Source organism: Acetobacter musti, assembly GCF_011516835.1.
Taxonomy (GTDB): domain Bacteria; phylum Pseudomonadota; class Alphaproteobacteria; order Acetobacterales; family Acetobacteraceae; genus Acetobacter; species Acetobacter musti.
In genome coordinates, this window is the sequence record NZ_WOTB01000014.1 from 17,528 (window position 1) to 31,804 (window position 14,277).

12 protein-coding genes and 1 tRNA gene are annotated in these 14,277 nt (G+C 60.1%); 8 read left to right on the top strand and 5 right to left on the bottom strand.

Annotation, left to right across the window (positions count from 1 at the left end; translation table 11 throughout):
• Positions 1-51: 51 nt before the first annotated feature.
• Positions 52-579, bottom strand: a complete 528-nt coding sequence (locus tag GOB93_RS11440) for an Hsp20/alpha crystallin family protein (protein WP_173583639.1) — start codon at positions 577-579, stop codon at positions 52-54.
• A gap of 306 nt (positions 580-885) precedes the next feature.
• On the opposite strand from GOB93_RS11440, the gene GOB93_RS11445 reads away from it, so the two are divergent.
• The 4 genes from GOB93_RS11445 to GOB93_RS11460 all read left to right on the top strand — a co-directional run bounded on the left by GOB93_RS11445 (position 886) and on the right by GOB93_RS11460 (position 5,324).
• Positions 886-1,110 carry a hypothetical protein gene (locus tag GOB93_RS11445; protein ID WP_206752612.1) on the top strand — a complete coding sequence of 75 codons (225 nt, stop codon included), beginning with the start codon at positions 886-888 and terminating at the stop codon, positions 1,108-1,110.
• A gap of 409 nt (positions 1,111-1,519) precedes the next feature.
• On the top strand, positions 1,520-2,407 hold the full coding sequence (locus GOB93_RS11450; protein ID WP_408742392.1) for an MBL fold metallo-hydrolase: 888 nt from the start codon (positions 1,520-1,522) through the stop codon (positions 2,405-2,407).
• Between the two features lie 236 nt (positions 2,408-2,643).
• Positions 2,644-4,434 (top strand): bifunctional protein tyrosine phosphatase family protein/NAD(P)/FAD-dependent oxidoreductase, encoded by a 1,791-nt coding sequence (locus tag GOB93_RS11455; protein ID WP_173583641.1) that lies wholly within the window; start codon positions 2,644-2,646, stop codon positions 4,432-4,434.
• A 107-nt stretch (positions 4,435-4,541) separates the two neighbouring features.
• Positions 4,542-5,324, top strand: a complete 783-nt coding sequence (locus GOB93_RS11460; protein ID WP_173583642.1) for a TSUP family transporter — start codon at positions 4,542-4,544, stop codon at positions 5,322-5,324.
• A 947-nt stretch (positions 5,325-6,271) separates the two neighbouring features.
• Here the strand turns inward: GOB93_RS11460 and GOB93_RS11465 are convergent.
• Positions 6,272-7,453 carry a phosphatidylinositol-specific phospholipase C1-like protein gene (locus GOB93_RS11465; protein WP_173583643.1) on the bottom strand — a complete coding sequence of 394 codons (1,182 nt, stop codon included), beginning with the start codon at positions 7,451-7,453 and terminating at the stop codon, positions 6,272-6,274.
• 210 nt (positions 7,454-7,663) lie between these two features.
• Here GOB93_RS11465 and GOB93_RS11470 point away from each other — a divergent pair, with 210 nt between their 5' ends.
• Both GOB93_RS11470 and GOB93_RS11475 read left to right on the top strand, forming a co-directional pair.
• Complete coding sequence (locus tag GOB93_RS11470) at positions 7,664-10,111, top strand: TonB-dependent receptor (RefSeq protein WP_173583644.1); 2,448 nt, start codon at positions 7,664-7,666, stop codon at positions 10,109-10,111.
• Positions 10,111-11,097 (top strand): glycerophosphodiester phosphodiesterase family protein, encoded by a 987-nt coding sequence (locus tag GOB93_RS11475; protein ID WP_173583645.1) that lies wholly within the window; start codon positions 10,111-10,113, stop codon positions 11,095-11,097. The genes GOB93_RS11470 and GOB93_RS11475 overlap by 1 nt, the downstream gene beginning before the upstream one ends.
• Before the next feature lie 734 nt (positions 11,098-11,831).
• Here the strand turns inward: GOB93_RS11475 and GOB93_RS11480 are convergent.
• The 3 genes from GOB93_RS11480 to GOB93_RS22010 all read right to left on the bottom strand — a co-directional run bounded on the left by GOB93_RS11480 (position 11,832) and on the right by GOB93_RS22010 (position 13,305).
• Positions 11,832-11,908 (bottom strand) — tRNA-His (locus tag GOB93_RS11480).
• 84 nt (positions 11,909-11,992) lie between these two features.
• Positions 11,993-13,174 (bottom strand): aminotransferase, encoded by a 1,182-nt coding sequence (locus GOB93_RS11485; RefSeq protein WP_173583646.1) that lies wholly within the window; start codon positions 13,172-13,174, stop codon positions 11,993-11,995.
• A complete protein-coding gene (locus GOB93_RS22010; protein WP_277877257.1) occupies positions 13,171-13,305 on the bottom strand; it encodes a hypothetical protein in 135 nt (44 codons plus the stop codon). The genes GOB93_RS11485 and GOB93_RS22010 overlap by 4 nt, the downstream gene beginning before the upstream one ends.
• A 471-nt stretch (positions 13,306-13,776) precedes the next feature.
• On the opposite strand from GOB93_RS22010, the gene GOB93_RS11490 reads away from it, so the two are divergent.
• Both GOB93_RS11490 and GOB93_RS22015 read left to right on the top strand, forming a co-directional pair.
• A complete protein-coding gene (locus tag GOB93_RS11490; RefSeq protein ID WP_173583647.1) occupies positions 13,777-14,115 on the top strand; it encodes a P-II family nitrogen regulator in 339 nt (112 codons plus the stop codon).
• 23 nt (positions 14,116-14,138) lie between these two features.
• Positions 14,139-14,273 (top strand): hypothetical protein, encoded by a 135-nt coding sequence (locus GOB93_RS22015; RefSeq protein WP_277877258.1) that lies wholly within the window; start codon positions 14,139-14,141, stop codon positions 14,271-14,273.
• Positions 14,274-14,277: the final 4 nt, after the last annotated feature.

Here is a 14,277-nt window from a genome sequence, read left to right on the forward strand (position 1 = left end):
CAAAGGACAGTGGTGTTTTCCCGGGGCTTTACCCCTGGAGGCGTTGTTTCTTCAGCCGGCGTGGATGGCGATTGTCCGCTCGGCGGGTTTTACTTCCGGTTTGCGGGGCATGACCACGGTCAGCACGCCGTTTTTCATGCTGGCTGAAATTTTGTCCGCGTCGGCGTCTTCGGGGATTGCGAAGGAATCCTCGAAGGAGGCGAACCAGCGTCCGGCCAGGTGCTGTTTGGTTCCCTCGGGCACTTCCGGGCGTTTCTTTTCGCCGCTGATGGTCAGAAGTCCGTTTGTCGCCGAGAGTTTGACGTCGCTTTCGGCGCAGCCCGGAACCTCGACGGCGATCGTGTAGCCTTTGGCGTCCTCGGTCACGTCGGTGGCGCCGATGCGGCCGGCGGCTTTCTGGGCGTTGCCTGTGGCGGCGGGGTCTTTGAAATCATCGAACAGGCGGACCATCTGGCGCTCCAGCGCCGTGAACGGGTCGGCGACACGGACCATGCCGGCCGGCACGCGTACGATCTGCGGACGTCCGTTATTTCCCTGACTGGTCATGACATTCTCTCCTTCTGCCCGGTCCGGATGCATCGCGCCGCCGCTCCCCGGGCCAGAACGGCGTGCCGTCTCGTATGGTTTTTCCCGGCCGGTCCGGCTGCCGGTTTACACGACCGCTGGTCATGCTGCCGGTCTGGCCGGCCTCCGGTTCGTCTGATGGCAGAACCGTCTGGAAAAACCTTGTATTTTTCGTATCACCCGCTGCTGTGGCGATCTTTGATCTGCGTCAATTTCCGGCGCTCATTTCGGGTGTTCATGACACATCGGCGCACAGAACATAGCTGTTTTTATCAGTTGTTTTCCGAAACGAGTTTATGATGGGCTTCGGAAGCCGGTGTGATGAAACAGATCCCGGGTGTCGTGTACGGGATGCCTTCTTGTGATAAGCTCTGGCGGCCGGAGACCGGTCCTGGAGATTGTTTCAAAAGCCTGCCTGCGAAACCTTCTGTTAATTATAAAAAGTTTTTGGTGAAGCTTTTTTCAAAAAGCTTCAGAGACGCCGCCTTTTTGGAAAAAGGCGGCACCCAAAAACTTTTATTGTTTTTTATCAAAGGTTTATCGTGAGATGCTTATTACGGGCAGTTGAACGGAGACAAAAAGCATAACGTCATCAGTTTGTTATGAGGATTTTTGTCCATTTAAGGCGTTTGAAACGGCTTCTTATCGCTTTTCCGGAAATTGCTGGTCTGTGCTGAACGACGCCGGAGTGACCGGCTTTATTCCGGGTTGGGGAAGGCGGGTACGTCCGGGGTGGGATCAGCCGCGTTTCATGCGAGACGTTGCATGGACAGCGAGGCAGCGTCCCGCCTGGTTATGGCGGATTTTCTTGACTTTATGACACTTAATAATTTAGCACAGTTACGAATACATATTTATATAAAATATGAAACTAAGGATGCGTTTCATGTCCGGTTCTTCCCGGCCTTCAGGCCCTGCCGCCGATCCTGTTGTGGAAGCCGCGACCCGGCAGGTCATGGCTGCGCTTGCGGACCCGGCTTTGCGGCCGGTCGTTCGTACGTTTTTCGATGAGGAGACGTTTACGGCCACGCATGTCGTTCATGATCCGGCGACGATGAAGGCGGCGGTGATCGACAGTGTTCTGAATTATGAGGCGTCGTCGGGGCGCACGAAGCATGGTTCGGCGCAGAAGGTTGTGGATTATGTCCGCGAGACCGGGCTTGAGGTCGAATGGCAGCTTGAGACGCATGCGCATGCCGATCATCTTTCCGCCGCGCCCTGGCTTCAGGAGCAGCTTGGCGGGAAGCTTGCGATCGGCGCCGATATCAGGCGGGTGCAGGATGTGTTCGGGAAGATCTTCAATGCGGGGACCGAATTCGCCCGCGACGGATCGCAGTTCGACCATCTGTTCCAGGACGGCGATACGTTCAGTGTCGGGTCCATTCCTGCGATTGCGCTGCATGTTCCGGGTCATACGCCTGCGGATATGGCTTTTGTGATCGGCGATGCGGCGTTTATCGGCGACACGCTGTTCATGCCGGATTATGGCACGGCGCGCGCCGATTTTCCTGGTGGCGATGCGCGGATGCTGTTCCGTTCGATCCGGCGGCTTCTGTCGCTGCCGGCGGAGACGCGGCTTTTTCTGTGCCATGATTACAAGGCGCCTGGCCGCGATGTCTTTGCGTGGGAGACCACGGTGGGGGCTGAGCGGGCGCATAATGTTCATGTGCATGACGGTGTCGCGGAAGATGATTTCGTGACCATGCGCAGCGCGCGCGACAGAACTCTTTCGCTTCCGTCTCTCATCATGCCATCTGTTCAGGTGAACATGCGGGCTGGTCATCTGCCGGAGCCGGAGGAGAATGGCGTCAGCTATATCAAGGTGCCCGTCAACAGACTTTGAGCCGCGTGATTTTGGTGCGCGGGAGGTCCGGTCGCGCCGGGTTGCGGTGATGCCGTGTTGCGGCGGCCGGGGTCATATGCTTCCGGATCACGTGCTGCCGGGTCGTGGTGGTGCGGGGTCATGGGGGCTCAGGGGGCACGGCGGCCGTGGGTTGCGGCTTCCCTGATCAGAGCGACTTCGTTCCGGTTTTTCCGGCCGGCTTTTCCGGAAAGAACACAGAGAAACAGGCCTGTATCATGAATCTCCGTCAGCTTACCGAGCGTTATTCCGTTACGTCCCAGATCACTGTGGAGGATGTCGCGGAGGCGGCCCGCAGCGGGTTTCGCGCGATTGTCTGCACCCGTCCGGACGGGGAGGAGAAAAATCAGGCATCCGCGGCTGAGATTGAGCGGGCTGCGATTGCGGCCGGGCTGACTTTTGAGGCGGTGCCGTTTCAGTCCGGAACGCTGCCTTCGGAGACCGATATCAGCCGGATGCGGGTCGTTCTGCGGGGTGTGGACGGGCCGGTGCTGGGATATTGCCGTTCCGGCAATCGGGCCGCCATGCTGTGGGCGTTCGCCGAGACGGGCAACATGGCTGAGAGCGACATTCTGGCGGCGGGGCGGAAGATCGGCGTGGATCTTTCTCCGGTCTCCGGGTTTCTGCAGGAGAATGCGGCGCCTGTCGCTGACAGGGCGCCGGGAGCGGCGGTGGGGGAGGCGCCGGGTTCCGTGGTGAATTCTGCGATGGACTCTGCTGCGGGTTCCGCGTCTGGTCCGGTGTCGCGCCCGGCGTCTGACTCTGCGGCGGGTTCTGTGCCGGGGCGGCGTTTCGATGTTGTCGTCATTGGTGGCGGGGCCGGGGGGCTTTCGGCGGCTGCCGGACTTCTGCGTCGCCGGCCGAACCTGTCCGTCGCCATTATCGAGCCTTCCGCGGAGCATTTTTACCAGCCGGGTTTCACGCTTGTCGGGGGCGGTGTTTTTACCGCCAGGCAGACGCGCCGTGCTGAGGCGTCGCTGATGCCGCGCGGGGCGGAATGGATCAGGAGCCGGGTTGAGCGCATCCTTCCGGATGAGGGGCGGGTTGTTGTGGCGGACGGGTCTCCGCTGTCTTACTCGGTGCTGGTGATCGCGGCGGGGATCGTGCTCGACTGGGGCGGGATTCCGGGTCTTGAGGAGACGCTCGGGCGTAATGGCGTCACGTCCAATTATCGTTACGATCTGGCGCCGTACACCTGGCAGCTTGTGCAGGAGCTTTCACGCGGGAGCGCGGTTTTCACGCAGCCGCCGATGCCGATCAAATGCGCCGGGGCGCCGCAGAAGGCGGTATATCTTTCCTGCGATGAGTGGCGTCGCCGGGGTGTGCTGGATGCGATCAGTGTGGAGTTCGACACCTGTACGCCGGCGCTGTTCGGCGTTCCGGCCTTTGTGCCGCCTCTGATGAATTATATCCGGGATTACGGGGTCGATCTGCAGCTTGGTTCGCGTCTTGTCTCTGTGGATGGCGCGCGGAAGATCGCGACGTTCGAGCGTAAGGGCGGGAATGGCCCGGAGCGGGTGGAGCGTGGGTTTGACATGCTGCATGTGGTGCCGCCGCAGGTTGCGCCCGGTTTTGTGCGGGAGAGCGGGATTGCGGATGAGGCCGGCTTTGTGGCTGTCGATCCGGCGACGCTGCGGCATGTCACGTATCGGAACATATATGCGCTGGGGGATGTTGCCGGCACGGCCAATGCGAAGACGGCTGCCGCCGTTCGCAAGCAGGCGCCGGTGGTGGCGCTGAACGTGCTGGCGACGCTTGATGGAAAAGAGCCTGTCTTTGCCTATGACGGGTATGGCGGGTGTCCGCTGACTGTCGAGCGGGGCAAAATCGTGCTCGCTGAATTCGGGTATGGCGGCAGGCTGATGCCGACGCTGCCGAAATGGATTCTCGATGGCACGAAGCCCACGCGTCTGGCCTGGTTCCTCAAGAAGGATGTGATGCCGCGTCTCTACTGGGAGATGCTTCGGGGGCATGAGTTCATGGTGAAGCCGGACAGGGTGGCTGCCTGAGGACGTTTCCGTGCTGTCCCGGTCTGTGCTGTCCCCGGTTGTCCTGCCTGGTCCGTTCTGCCGGCGGATGTTCGGGGTGTGGCCTTTTTCTGTCCGGGCTGTTTGCTGTGACTCCTGACCTGGCGCATATCGCTGCCGAGCTTTTCTCCGGCGTTCTGGTTGGCTTTACCCTGGGGCTGATCGGCGGGGGCGGTTCGATCCTGGCGGTGCCGCTCATGGTGTATGTCGTTGGTGTTCCGGACCCGCATGTCGCCATCGGCACCAGTGCGCTCAGCGTGGCGGTGAATGCGCTGGCGGGGCTGGCGCAGCATGCCCGTTCGGGGAATGTGAAATGGCGGTGCGCGGCGGTTTTTGCGTCCTGCGGTGTGGCGGGGGCGCTGGCGGGGGCCTGGTTCGGGAAGGCGGTTGACGGGCGCAGGCTGCTTTTTCTTTTCGCGCTGCTGATGGTTGGCGTGGGGTTTCTGATGCTGCGGTGCCGGCGCAGTCAGGGGTGTGAGGGCGCGACCTGCAATCGTGGCAATGTGCTGAAGGTGGCCGGAGCGGGGGCGGGGACGGGCGTTCTTTCCGGGTTTTTCGGGATTGGCGGCGGGTTTCTGATTGTGCCGGCGCTGATTGCCACGACCGGCATGCCGATCCTCAATGCGGTGGGGACCTCTCTGGTCGCGGTCGCGGCGTTCGGGCTCAGTACGGCGTTCAGCTATATGCTGTCGGGGTATATCGACTGGGGGCTGGCGGTTCTGTTCATTGCTGGCGGTGTGCTGGGCAGTTATGGCGGGATGCGGGCGGCGTGCCGGATGGCGGGGTCGCGCGGGGCGCTGACGACGGTGTTTTCGGGTGTGATCTTTGTTGTGGCGGCTTACATGATCTGGAAGAGCTTCGGGGCTTTCTGAGGGGTGTCTTCCTGCTGGCGGTGCGTGGTTTCCCGGTGGTGCGGCGTGGCCTGTGAGGCTGAGGCGCGGCTCTGAAATGCCGGAATGCCGGGTCCGGACATATTTGGACATTCCGGAGCAACCGAAGGACAGACAAAGTCGTGTATCGGGGGAGCAGGACGGGTTCTGAGGGCTGCCCTGTATGTTTGATGTGCTGATTGATCTGTTTGCTATTGCCGGTCTGTTCGCGATTGTCATGAGTCTCGCTGACCGCCGGTCGGAGGAATAGGGGTTTTCCGGTTCTGTGACGGGGTCTTCTGGCTGGCTGAGGCGCCTGTGACACACCTGGCGGATTTTTTGCGGCAGGACCCGGCTGGCGGAGCCTTTGTGGATTCGGGGAGAACAAAGCGGGAAACGTGAGGGAAACCCGTGTCCTGCCTGTTGCTGTACGGGTTATCCACAGAGTTATTCCATGAGCTGTCCACGGAATCTGTGGGTAATATGACGGTTGTGTTGCAGTCGGGGTGGGGCGCTGATTCGCGGAAGACTGCCATTTTGAGAGAATCTGGCAGTCAAGAGCAAGAATCTGCTTGCGTTTCCGACAGGGTGCGGAAAGCCGGAGCCGGTAAATCATTCACAGAGATGTGGACCGGTCATGATCGGCTGGAAAGAGTGCTGTCCGGATGAGGGGATTCTGAAATGTGCGGGCCGGTCTGGGGGATTGGCCTGCACGTTTACAGATCGGGATCAAAGGGACCGCGTCCCTTTGCGGGGTGCGGGGCAGAGCCCCGGAAAACCGGGTGAGCGGGAACTGGTGTGGGGCTTCCGGCAGGGTCCGTCAGAAAAACAGATGCACCTTTGAAATTACTGATCTGGTCTGCTGTGAGATGAGGGAGGGCCGATCGTCCCGGAGCATCCCGGACAGAGTGAAGTTCTGTCAGCAAAATTATCTTACTTCCGGTTGCTGCTCAGTTCAGGGCGCGGTTGTCACATTCCTTCGGCGCATTCACCGGGTTGCAGCGTGCGATCAGGCCACCCGGAAAGGCGACGACATAATCGTGCCATGCCGCCGGTTCGAAGGACGGATAATCCGTGCTGATGATCTGTGCACCGCTTGCGAACGCCACATCGCGGCGTGATGTGTCACCGGACCGGGCTTCCATCGTGTTGGCATCCGCTCTCGTCCGCACCAGATAACCCGCTTTCACCAGTTTCGGAATCATCTGAGCAGCGGAGGCATTATCGACAGCGGCGCTGCCATTGCCTTTCTGGCCGACGAAACCTTCATTCACTTCTGTGAAGGCACCGTCCGGATCGCCTGGCTTTGAATTGGTGAAGATCACTCGTCCCCGCAGCGCCGGATGGTTCAGTACATAGCGCGCTGTGTCATGCGGGCGATCAAACAGGAAGACGATTTTCCCGCGTGCTTCGGCCAGGTTCGGCCAGCCTTTCTTTCGCACAGCTTCATCCAGAGTCCGGAAATTTCCGCGCACGGTATCGGGTGTCAGAATATTATCCGCGCCGATCGTCTCGCGGATCTCCTGATCCAGCCGGTCGTAAGTCGCCGGGGTAAACACCTCCGGTTTCGTGAAGGGACGTTTCGCGGAAGCAAAAGGCACGTCCTGTTTGGTTTCAAGATCGACGAAAACCGGCAGATGGCCGGGATGCGCTTTCGACCATGCGCCGATAATTTTCAGGCATTCCCGGAAAGGCTCGCAATTCGAGTGCTGATCAACGTCAACGATATGCATGACCTTGAAATCCGTTCCCTGCATTGCCGCTGAGGACATCGGATCGGAATCAGGTGTGACGCCATCCTGCTTTTCCCAGACCGGACCACGGGGGTGGCTGTATTCTCCGCCCTGGCTGTCCGCGTAGATATCGATTTCAAGCTGACGCACTCCGCCGTCGAGCTGCCGGTCGATTGTCGTATGACGATAATCGAGAGCTTCCGCCATTTTCGGGTTTTGCTTTGTCAGCCAGTGCAATGTCGCCGGAGAAATATCGGTCCGGTAGCTGTTATGCGTTCCGATGATCTGAATCTGATTAAGCCGGACCCCGTCATCGACGTTCTCGCTTCGCGCCGCGGACGAAACGAGACACGTCGCGGACAGCAGGGACGCTGCGAAAAGCAAGGGTGACCGGATCATGGTTTCTCCTGGAAACTGACAGCCTGCGCAGAAGAAATCAAAAATTCCGGAACATCAATCCCGGGAGGAGCGCAGGTTTCCTTATTCACAGAACCTGCATGAAACCGTAATAAAACTGTCTTTTGTAATACGCCCTGATTACGCATACCTCCCGTTCCCGTCGCCGCTCGATCCCGGTGTGGTTCGTCTGGAACGTGGACTGATAATTCAATGAAATTTAAAAAATTCACTCCTCTTGCCTGCCTGCTCGCAGGCACCTCGCTGGCCGCCGCGACATTCCTGCCGTTTTCTTCCCCGGTCCGGGCCGCATCCGTATCTCATAACACAGCGCATCCGGCTCACCGGAAGCACCGGACCATTCAGACAGGTGAGAAGACAACGCAGGTCGCGGCCGCACCTCTTACAGCCCGTCGCCGCCCGGCGTCAGCCGGGATCGCCGCTGCCGGGAGCGGGGAGACTGCCAGCGTCCAGGCGGCCCGCCGCGTCGTGCTGGGCGGTGGCATGATGGCGCGACAGACTATCGGGAAAAGTGTCAGCGAGGTCACGCAGGAATATATTTCCAAACAGTCCCCGCTGGTGAATCCCGGCGTGCTGGTGTCCAGTCTTCCGGGCGTGCAGGGGAACAGCGAAGGACCGCTCAGCACGACGGCAGAGACTTTGCATATCCGCGGGCTCGATCAGACGCAGATCGGCATGGTCTATGAAGGCATGCCGCTCGCAGATCCGTTCACATACGGCGCCTATACCTCGGCCATGGTCGATAATGAGAACCTTTCCTCCGTTTCGGTCAGTCAGGGTTCTTCCGATCTCACCGCTCCGACCTACAATGCCGACGGCGCGCAGATGACCCTGAATCTGAGGCACGCCGCCGATAAATTCGGCGCTTATGTCGAGGCCTCCGGCGGAACGCACAGCACCAACAAGGAGTTCGTCCGGGTCGACACGGGGGAGATCGGCCATAGCGGCGTGAAAGGATTTGTCTCCGGTTCCTATTCCAGCGCCAATCTCTGGCGTGGCCCTGGCGATATGTATCGCTGGCATCTCGATGCGGCTCTGGAAAAACAATGGGCCAGAAAGAGCAGTTCGGAAGTCATCTTCAGTTATAACTATGCCAATCAGACCGAATGGCTGTATCCCACTCTCGCGCAGTGGCACCAGTATGGCGACAGCTACAACACAAGCGGCGTCTATACACCGGGGAACACCGCGTATTACAAGCTCAACACGAAAGCCACGAACGCGGTTGTCGGCACGATCAAAAATCATTTTGATCTCGGAAACGGTCTGACGCTGGATGCTCAGCCCTATGCTGTCGAAACCTACGGCCCGAACAATTACGGCGCCAGTATTCCGATTTCCGGCGGTTATTACGGCACGCAGCAGTATGGCACCCTCGACGGATATGCGCCGGGAACAACAGGCACGGTTACGGCTATCAGCATTCATCCCTGGGTGCAGACGACGAGCGGTCTGAACATGATTGGCGCGTGGAAACGCGGCTTCAATACACTGAAGTTTTCCTACTGGTATTCCTATGCTGTGCACACGGAATTCCAGGATCATTATGCCGTCGATTCAGAGGGACGCTACGCGAAGTCGAACGGCTATCTGACGGCTGGTGGAAAAGCTGTTACCCAGTATAACATCAACGGCACGCAGCAGCTCAATGCCCTCGCTCTGGAGGATGATCTCAGCCTGCTTCATGACCGTCTGACCATCGGCGCCGGTCTGCGCGTCAATATGATCAGTCGTCAGTTCACCGAGGATCTTCCCGGGGCGTCACCGTATAAATCGGTGAAGAACATGTTCGTCCCGACTCCTCAGGTGTTGCTGAGCTATAAGATCGATCCGCAGAACCAGATCTACATCAACGGTACGACCGGGTATCGCGCGCCTTCTTCCTTTCAGTCGCAGGTTTCGACTTACAATTTCAGCACCGGTCAGGCTGCGTCACTGCCGCTCAGCAATTACACGCCGGAATTCATGATCGGTGAAGAGATCGGGTTCCGGCATTACGGTCCGGTGATGCTCAGTGTTGCCGGTTTCAATTATAATCTGACGCACCATCAGATTAACAGTGTGTCCTATCTTCCGGACTCGACCCTCACCGTCTCGCAGCCGATTGATGCCGGTGGCGAAACGGCGCGTGGTATTCAGGCGGAAGTTTCGACGCGACCCTGGCATCATTTCAGCGCCTATGCGTCCGGTCAGTACATGCATACTTCGGTCGATAACAATATCGCCTATGGCGGCGATTATCTGCGGACAAAAGGCAAGCAGGAAGTCGCCTCGCCGAAATTTCTCGCTTCCATTGGCCTGACCTATGACGACGGCACGACATTCGGAAACTTCAACTTCCGTTACTCGGATTCACAGTATTCAACACTGATGAACGATCAGGGTATTCCGGCTTACTTTACCGCTGATGTCTCCGTGGGGCGTTATCTGCCGAAATTCGGCCGCTTCCATCCAAAGGCGATGCTCAGCCTGGCAAATCTCGGCGATGTTCACTATCTCTCGTCCATGACCGGATACACCGTTACAGCGGCGAGCAAGATCAGGGGGATTTACGGAACGACCCTTACCGGTTCTCAGCCGACATATAATGTTGGCTCCGGCTTTTCGGCCATTGTCACCATCGCCGGAACCTTCGAGTAATGCGCCGGGTTTTTCTGAATCAGACGCGCGCAAAGTGCTCCCGGCTCGTTCGTGCTGCTTTTGCCCGTGCCGGGCTCGCCGGCGCCGTCCTCATCTGGGGCCTGCCAGCTCTGGCCGCGTCAGCCGGCGGTCCGATGCCGCGTATTCTCGATCCGAATGGCGGTCCGGTCGTTGTGGCGCATCGCGGCTGTCATAACGCGGCGCCGTGGCACGGTCTGCCGGAAGCTGCGGAAAACTCCTTCGACGCGCTCGATCATTGTATTACGCTCGGTGTTGACGTTATGGAAACGGACGTCAGACGCACCCGTGACGGCGCCCTGGTCATGATCCATGACGCCACCGTCGATCGCGTGACTGACGGGCATGGCCGCGTGGCGGATCTGACACTGGCGGAGATCAGAAAACTGCGTCTTCGCAATAACGAAGGCGGGTCCGGCGCGGCAGTGACGAATCAGTCGATCCCCACGCTTGAGGAGATGCTGGCCAGGGCCGGAAGCCATATCGTGCTCAATCTGGATATCAAGGACGCGATTTATGCCGAGGTGATCGCGACTGTCATGCGCGCGGGAGCCTCCGGCCGGGTGATTGTGAAGAACACGGCCGGGGCGAACAGCCTGCCGCTTGCGTCGCTCGCGCCGTATAATCAGGTTCCCTTTATGCCGATTCTCGCCTCCGGTGACTCGTCCGCCACGGATCTGCCTGCCATAGCGCGCCGGCAGGCCACGGGGGACCATCCGGTCCTGGGTTTCGAGATTCCCCGGATGCCGGGTCCGGCTCTTCCGGCGCTTGCTGACGAGGCGCGCAGGCTCCATGTCCGCCTGTGGAACAACACGCTCTGGGACGGGTTCATTGCCGGTTATGGTGGCGACACGGAAGCTCTGCGCGATCCCGATGCCGTATGGGGCCGTCTGATTCGCGCCGGTGTTTCGATGATTCAGACGGATGAGCCCGAGACGCTGCTGAGATATCTCCGCCGTCCGGGCTGATCCGGGTCTGTTTCTCCGCTTCGGGTGCATTGGCGGACAACCGCGCTGTCTGCCCTTTGAGTGCATCTGCCGGACACCCATGAGCCCTCCGGCGGTTCCGGCCGGGTTCAAAAAGAACTTCAGAGTAAGTCTTCGATGAAAATGAATAAAAGTTTTTGGTGAAGCTTTTTTCAAAAAGCTTCAGGAGGTGCCACCCTTTTGGAAAAAGGCGGCCCCCGGAAACTTCTTTGTAATTTACATGAGGTTTCACAGGCAGGCTTTTGAAAGGCGTTTGTATATTTTGCAAATACAGACGGGATGGCTTTTCAGGGCTTTGCCCCGAACCCCACAAAGGGGCGCGGCCCCTTTGATCCCGGACTGTTAAATTAAATGGGTGAAGGGATCTGCGATCCCTTCCGGATGCAGGGGCAGAGCCCTGCTTTGTCTCCTGTTTGCAAAATACATAAACGCCCTTTTGAAACGGCCTCCGGGACTGCGTTGAGCCTGTGGCGGATGGCGCCGATGGCTGCTCACGGTGATCTCTGGTGGCAGGGGAGCGAACGATTCTCCGGCGCAGACCGTCGGCCCGGCGATCTTCGGGGGACGCTCAGACGCGCTGAAAACTATGTCTTTTCAGGATGGCTGATGGACCTGTCACCGCTCTGCAAACGTGTAACGGTGAGCATGTAACGCAGCATCACGGAGATGCTTTGCAATCTCAGGGTAACGTATTGATTGTTCCGGAGAATTTATGCTGGGGCGGAAGACGGGACTTGAACCCGCGACCTCCGGTACCACAAACCGGCGCTCTAACCAGCTGAGCTACGTCCGCCACACAGCGGCCCCGTCATTAGACAACGGGGCCGCGCCCGTCAACAGCTTTGATTCCGGACGGTGCTGGCGGTTGTTTGTGGTGTCAGCCGCGTTCGACCCGGTCGCGCAGGCGGGTGATGGCCTGTTCGAGGATGAGGGGTTTTTTGCAGAAGGCGAAGCGGACGAGGTGGAGCGGGGGTTCGCCGCCGGCGGGGTCGTAGAAGGCGGAGACGGGGATCATTGCCACGCCGGCTTCTTCGACCATGCGGCGGCACCAGGTCTGATCGTCCTCGCCGTCCTGCACGACCGATCCGAGGGGACGGATATCGGCGGTGAGGAAATATGTTCCGTCGCAGGGGAGTACGTCGAAGCCGGTTTCCCGCAGGCCGGCTGCCAGGATGTCGCGACGGAGCGCCATATCCTGTGCGAGGGTGGTGAAGTAATCCGTGTCCTGGTCCAGTCCGGTGGCCACGGCGCGCTGGAGGTTCGGCGCGGTGGCGAAGACGAGGTTCTGGTGGGCTTTCGCGACGACGGTGGCCAGTGCGGCGGGGGCGGTGATGTAGCCCACTTTCCAGCCTGTGAGGGAGAAGCTTTTGCCGGCGCTGCCGATGCGCAGGCAGCGGTCGCGCATGCCGGGCAGGGTCATGAGCGGGATGTGGCGGGCGCCGAAGGTGAGGTGTTCGTAGACTTCGTCGCAGATGGCGTAGGTGTCGTACTGCTGCACGAGGCCGGCGACAAATCCCAGTTCTTCGGGGGTGAAGACTTTTCCGCAGGGGTTCATCGGGGAGTTCAGCAGGATGGCCTTGGTTTTCGGTCCGAAGGCGGCGGCGAGGGCGTCACGCGGGACGGACCAGGCCGGCGGGGTCAGGCGGACGAGTTTCGGGATGGCGCCGAGGAGACGGATGACGGGGAGGTAGGTGTCGTAGGCGGGTTCGATGACCACGACTTCGTCGCCGGGGCTGACGAGGGCGGCGAGGCTGGCGGCGATGGCTTCGGTGGCGCCGGAGGTGACGACGACTTCGCTCGCGGGATCGACGGTCAGTCCGTAGAAGCGGGCGTTGGAGCGGGCGACGGCCTCGCGCAGTTCGGGGAGGCCGGTGAGCGGGGCGTACTGGTTGCGGCCGTCGCGCAGGGCGGCGGCGGCGGCTTCGGTCAGATGCGCCGGTCCTTCGGTGTCCGGAAAGCCCTGGCCGAGATTGATGGCGCCGTGCCGGGTGGCGAGGGCTGACATGACCGTGAAGATGGTTGTCGGCAGGCTGGCGATCTGGGGGTTCAGCGGTTTCACGGCGTCTCCGGCGGGAGGGAGTGGCGAGGGGCGCGAAGGATAAGCCCCTGCGCGGGCTGTGCGTCAATTGTTTCGCGGGCCGGATCTGTTCGCCGGAGGGCGTGCTGCCCCGCGCCCGGCAGGTTCATCATGCAGCACGGCGTCCTCTGTTACCTGACAAATCGGGATCAAAGGGGTTGCGCCCCTTTGCGGGGTCCGGGGCGGAGCCCTGGATACTCTCGTGCGGGGCTGCGTCAGAGCAGGGCGCTGCCCTGCACCCGGAAGGGGTCGTCACGCGAAGGCGTGCTGCGCACGACGCCCCCTTCACCCCTTTATGCTTAATAAACCGGGATCAAAGGGACTGCGTCCCTTTGTGGGGTTCGGGGCAAGGCCCCGTGAACGGAGCTGCTCTGCCGGTTCCGCCGTGCCGGTCAGATTATTTCGGTAACAACCCGATTGCCCCGCGCGTCTGCCCGTGCGAACCTGTGTCCGGTCCGATGGCCGCTGTGTTTCTGTCCGGGTTTCTGCCTCGAAAATGCGGGATCGGGAAAATGCGGTTTTCTCCGGATAACTGAAGGCGTATCTCAGCGGTGCTGTGCCAACTGGTAGTGTGACGACACGGAATGAAAAAGATCGAGGCCATCATAAAGCCGTTTAAGCTCGATGAAGTGAAGGACGCGCTCCATGAGCTCGGCCTGCAGGGCATCACTGTGACTGAAGCGAAAGGATTCGGGCGCCAGAAGGGCCATACCGAGCTTTATCGCGGCGCGGAATATATCGTCGATTTCCTTCCGAAGATGAAAATCGAGGTTGTCTGCCCGGATGATCTTGCCGAGCGGGCGGTCGAGGCGATTACGAACGCGGCCCGCACCGGGCGGATCGGGGACGGAAAGATTTTTATCATTCCGGTTGAGGACGCGATCCGGATCAGGACCGGGGAGCGCGGGGACGACGCGATCTGACCTGTCTGTCCGCCGGATTCCGCATGGCCCGAGGCTTGCGGGAGGCGACGACATGGGACAAAAAAGTTCATGACTGGTTTCACTGTGGCATGTTTCGCGTCGTGCCTGGTGGAATCGCAAACATCGACGTCGCCCGGCGGCGTCTGACAGTCAGGTAAGGGC

Bases quoted from the DNA above. Each gene is read 5' to 3' on its own strand.
- GOB93_RS22010 (WP_277877257.1), bottom strand. From the start codon at position 13,305: ATGATGAACCTGCCGGGCGCGGGGCAGCACGCCCTCCGGCGAACAGAT.
- GOB93_RS11475 (WP_173583645.1), top strand. From the start codon at position 10,111: ATGCGCCGGGTTTTTCTGAATCAGACGCGCGCAAAGTGCTCCCGGCTC.
- GOB93_RS11440 (WP_173583639.1), bottom strand. From the start codon at position 579: ATGCATCCGGACCGGGCAGAAGGAGAGAATGTCATGACCAGTCAGGGA.
- GOB93_RS11470 (WP_173583644.1), top strand. From the start codon at position 7,664: ATGAAATTTAAAAAATTCACTCCTCTTGCCTGCCTGCTCGCAGGCACC.
- GOB93_RS11445 (WP_206752612.1), top strand. From the start codon at position 886: ATGAAACAGATCCCGGGTGTCGTGTACGGGATGCCTTCTTGTGATAAG.
- GOB93_RS22015 (WP_277877258.1), top strand. From the start codon at position 14,139: ATGGCCCGAGGCTTGCGGGAGGCGACGACATGGGACAAAAAAGTTCAT.
- GOB93_RS11465 (WP_173583643.1), bottom strand. From the start codon at position 7,453: ATGATCCGGTCACCCTTGCTTTTCGCAGCGTCCCTGCTGTCCGCGACG.
- GOB93_RS11455 (WP_173583641.1), top strand. From the start codon at position 2,644: ATGAATCTCCGTCAGCTTACCGAGCGTTATTCCGTTACGTCCCAGATC.
- GOB93_RS11450 (WP_408742392.1), top strand. From the start codon at position 1,520: ATGGCTGCGCTTGCGGACCCGGCTTTGCGGCCGGTCGTTCGTACGTTT.
- GOB93_RS11490 (WP_173583647.1), top strand. From the start codon at position 13,777: ATGAAAAAGATCGAGGCCATCATAAAGCCGTTTAAGCTCGATGAAGTG.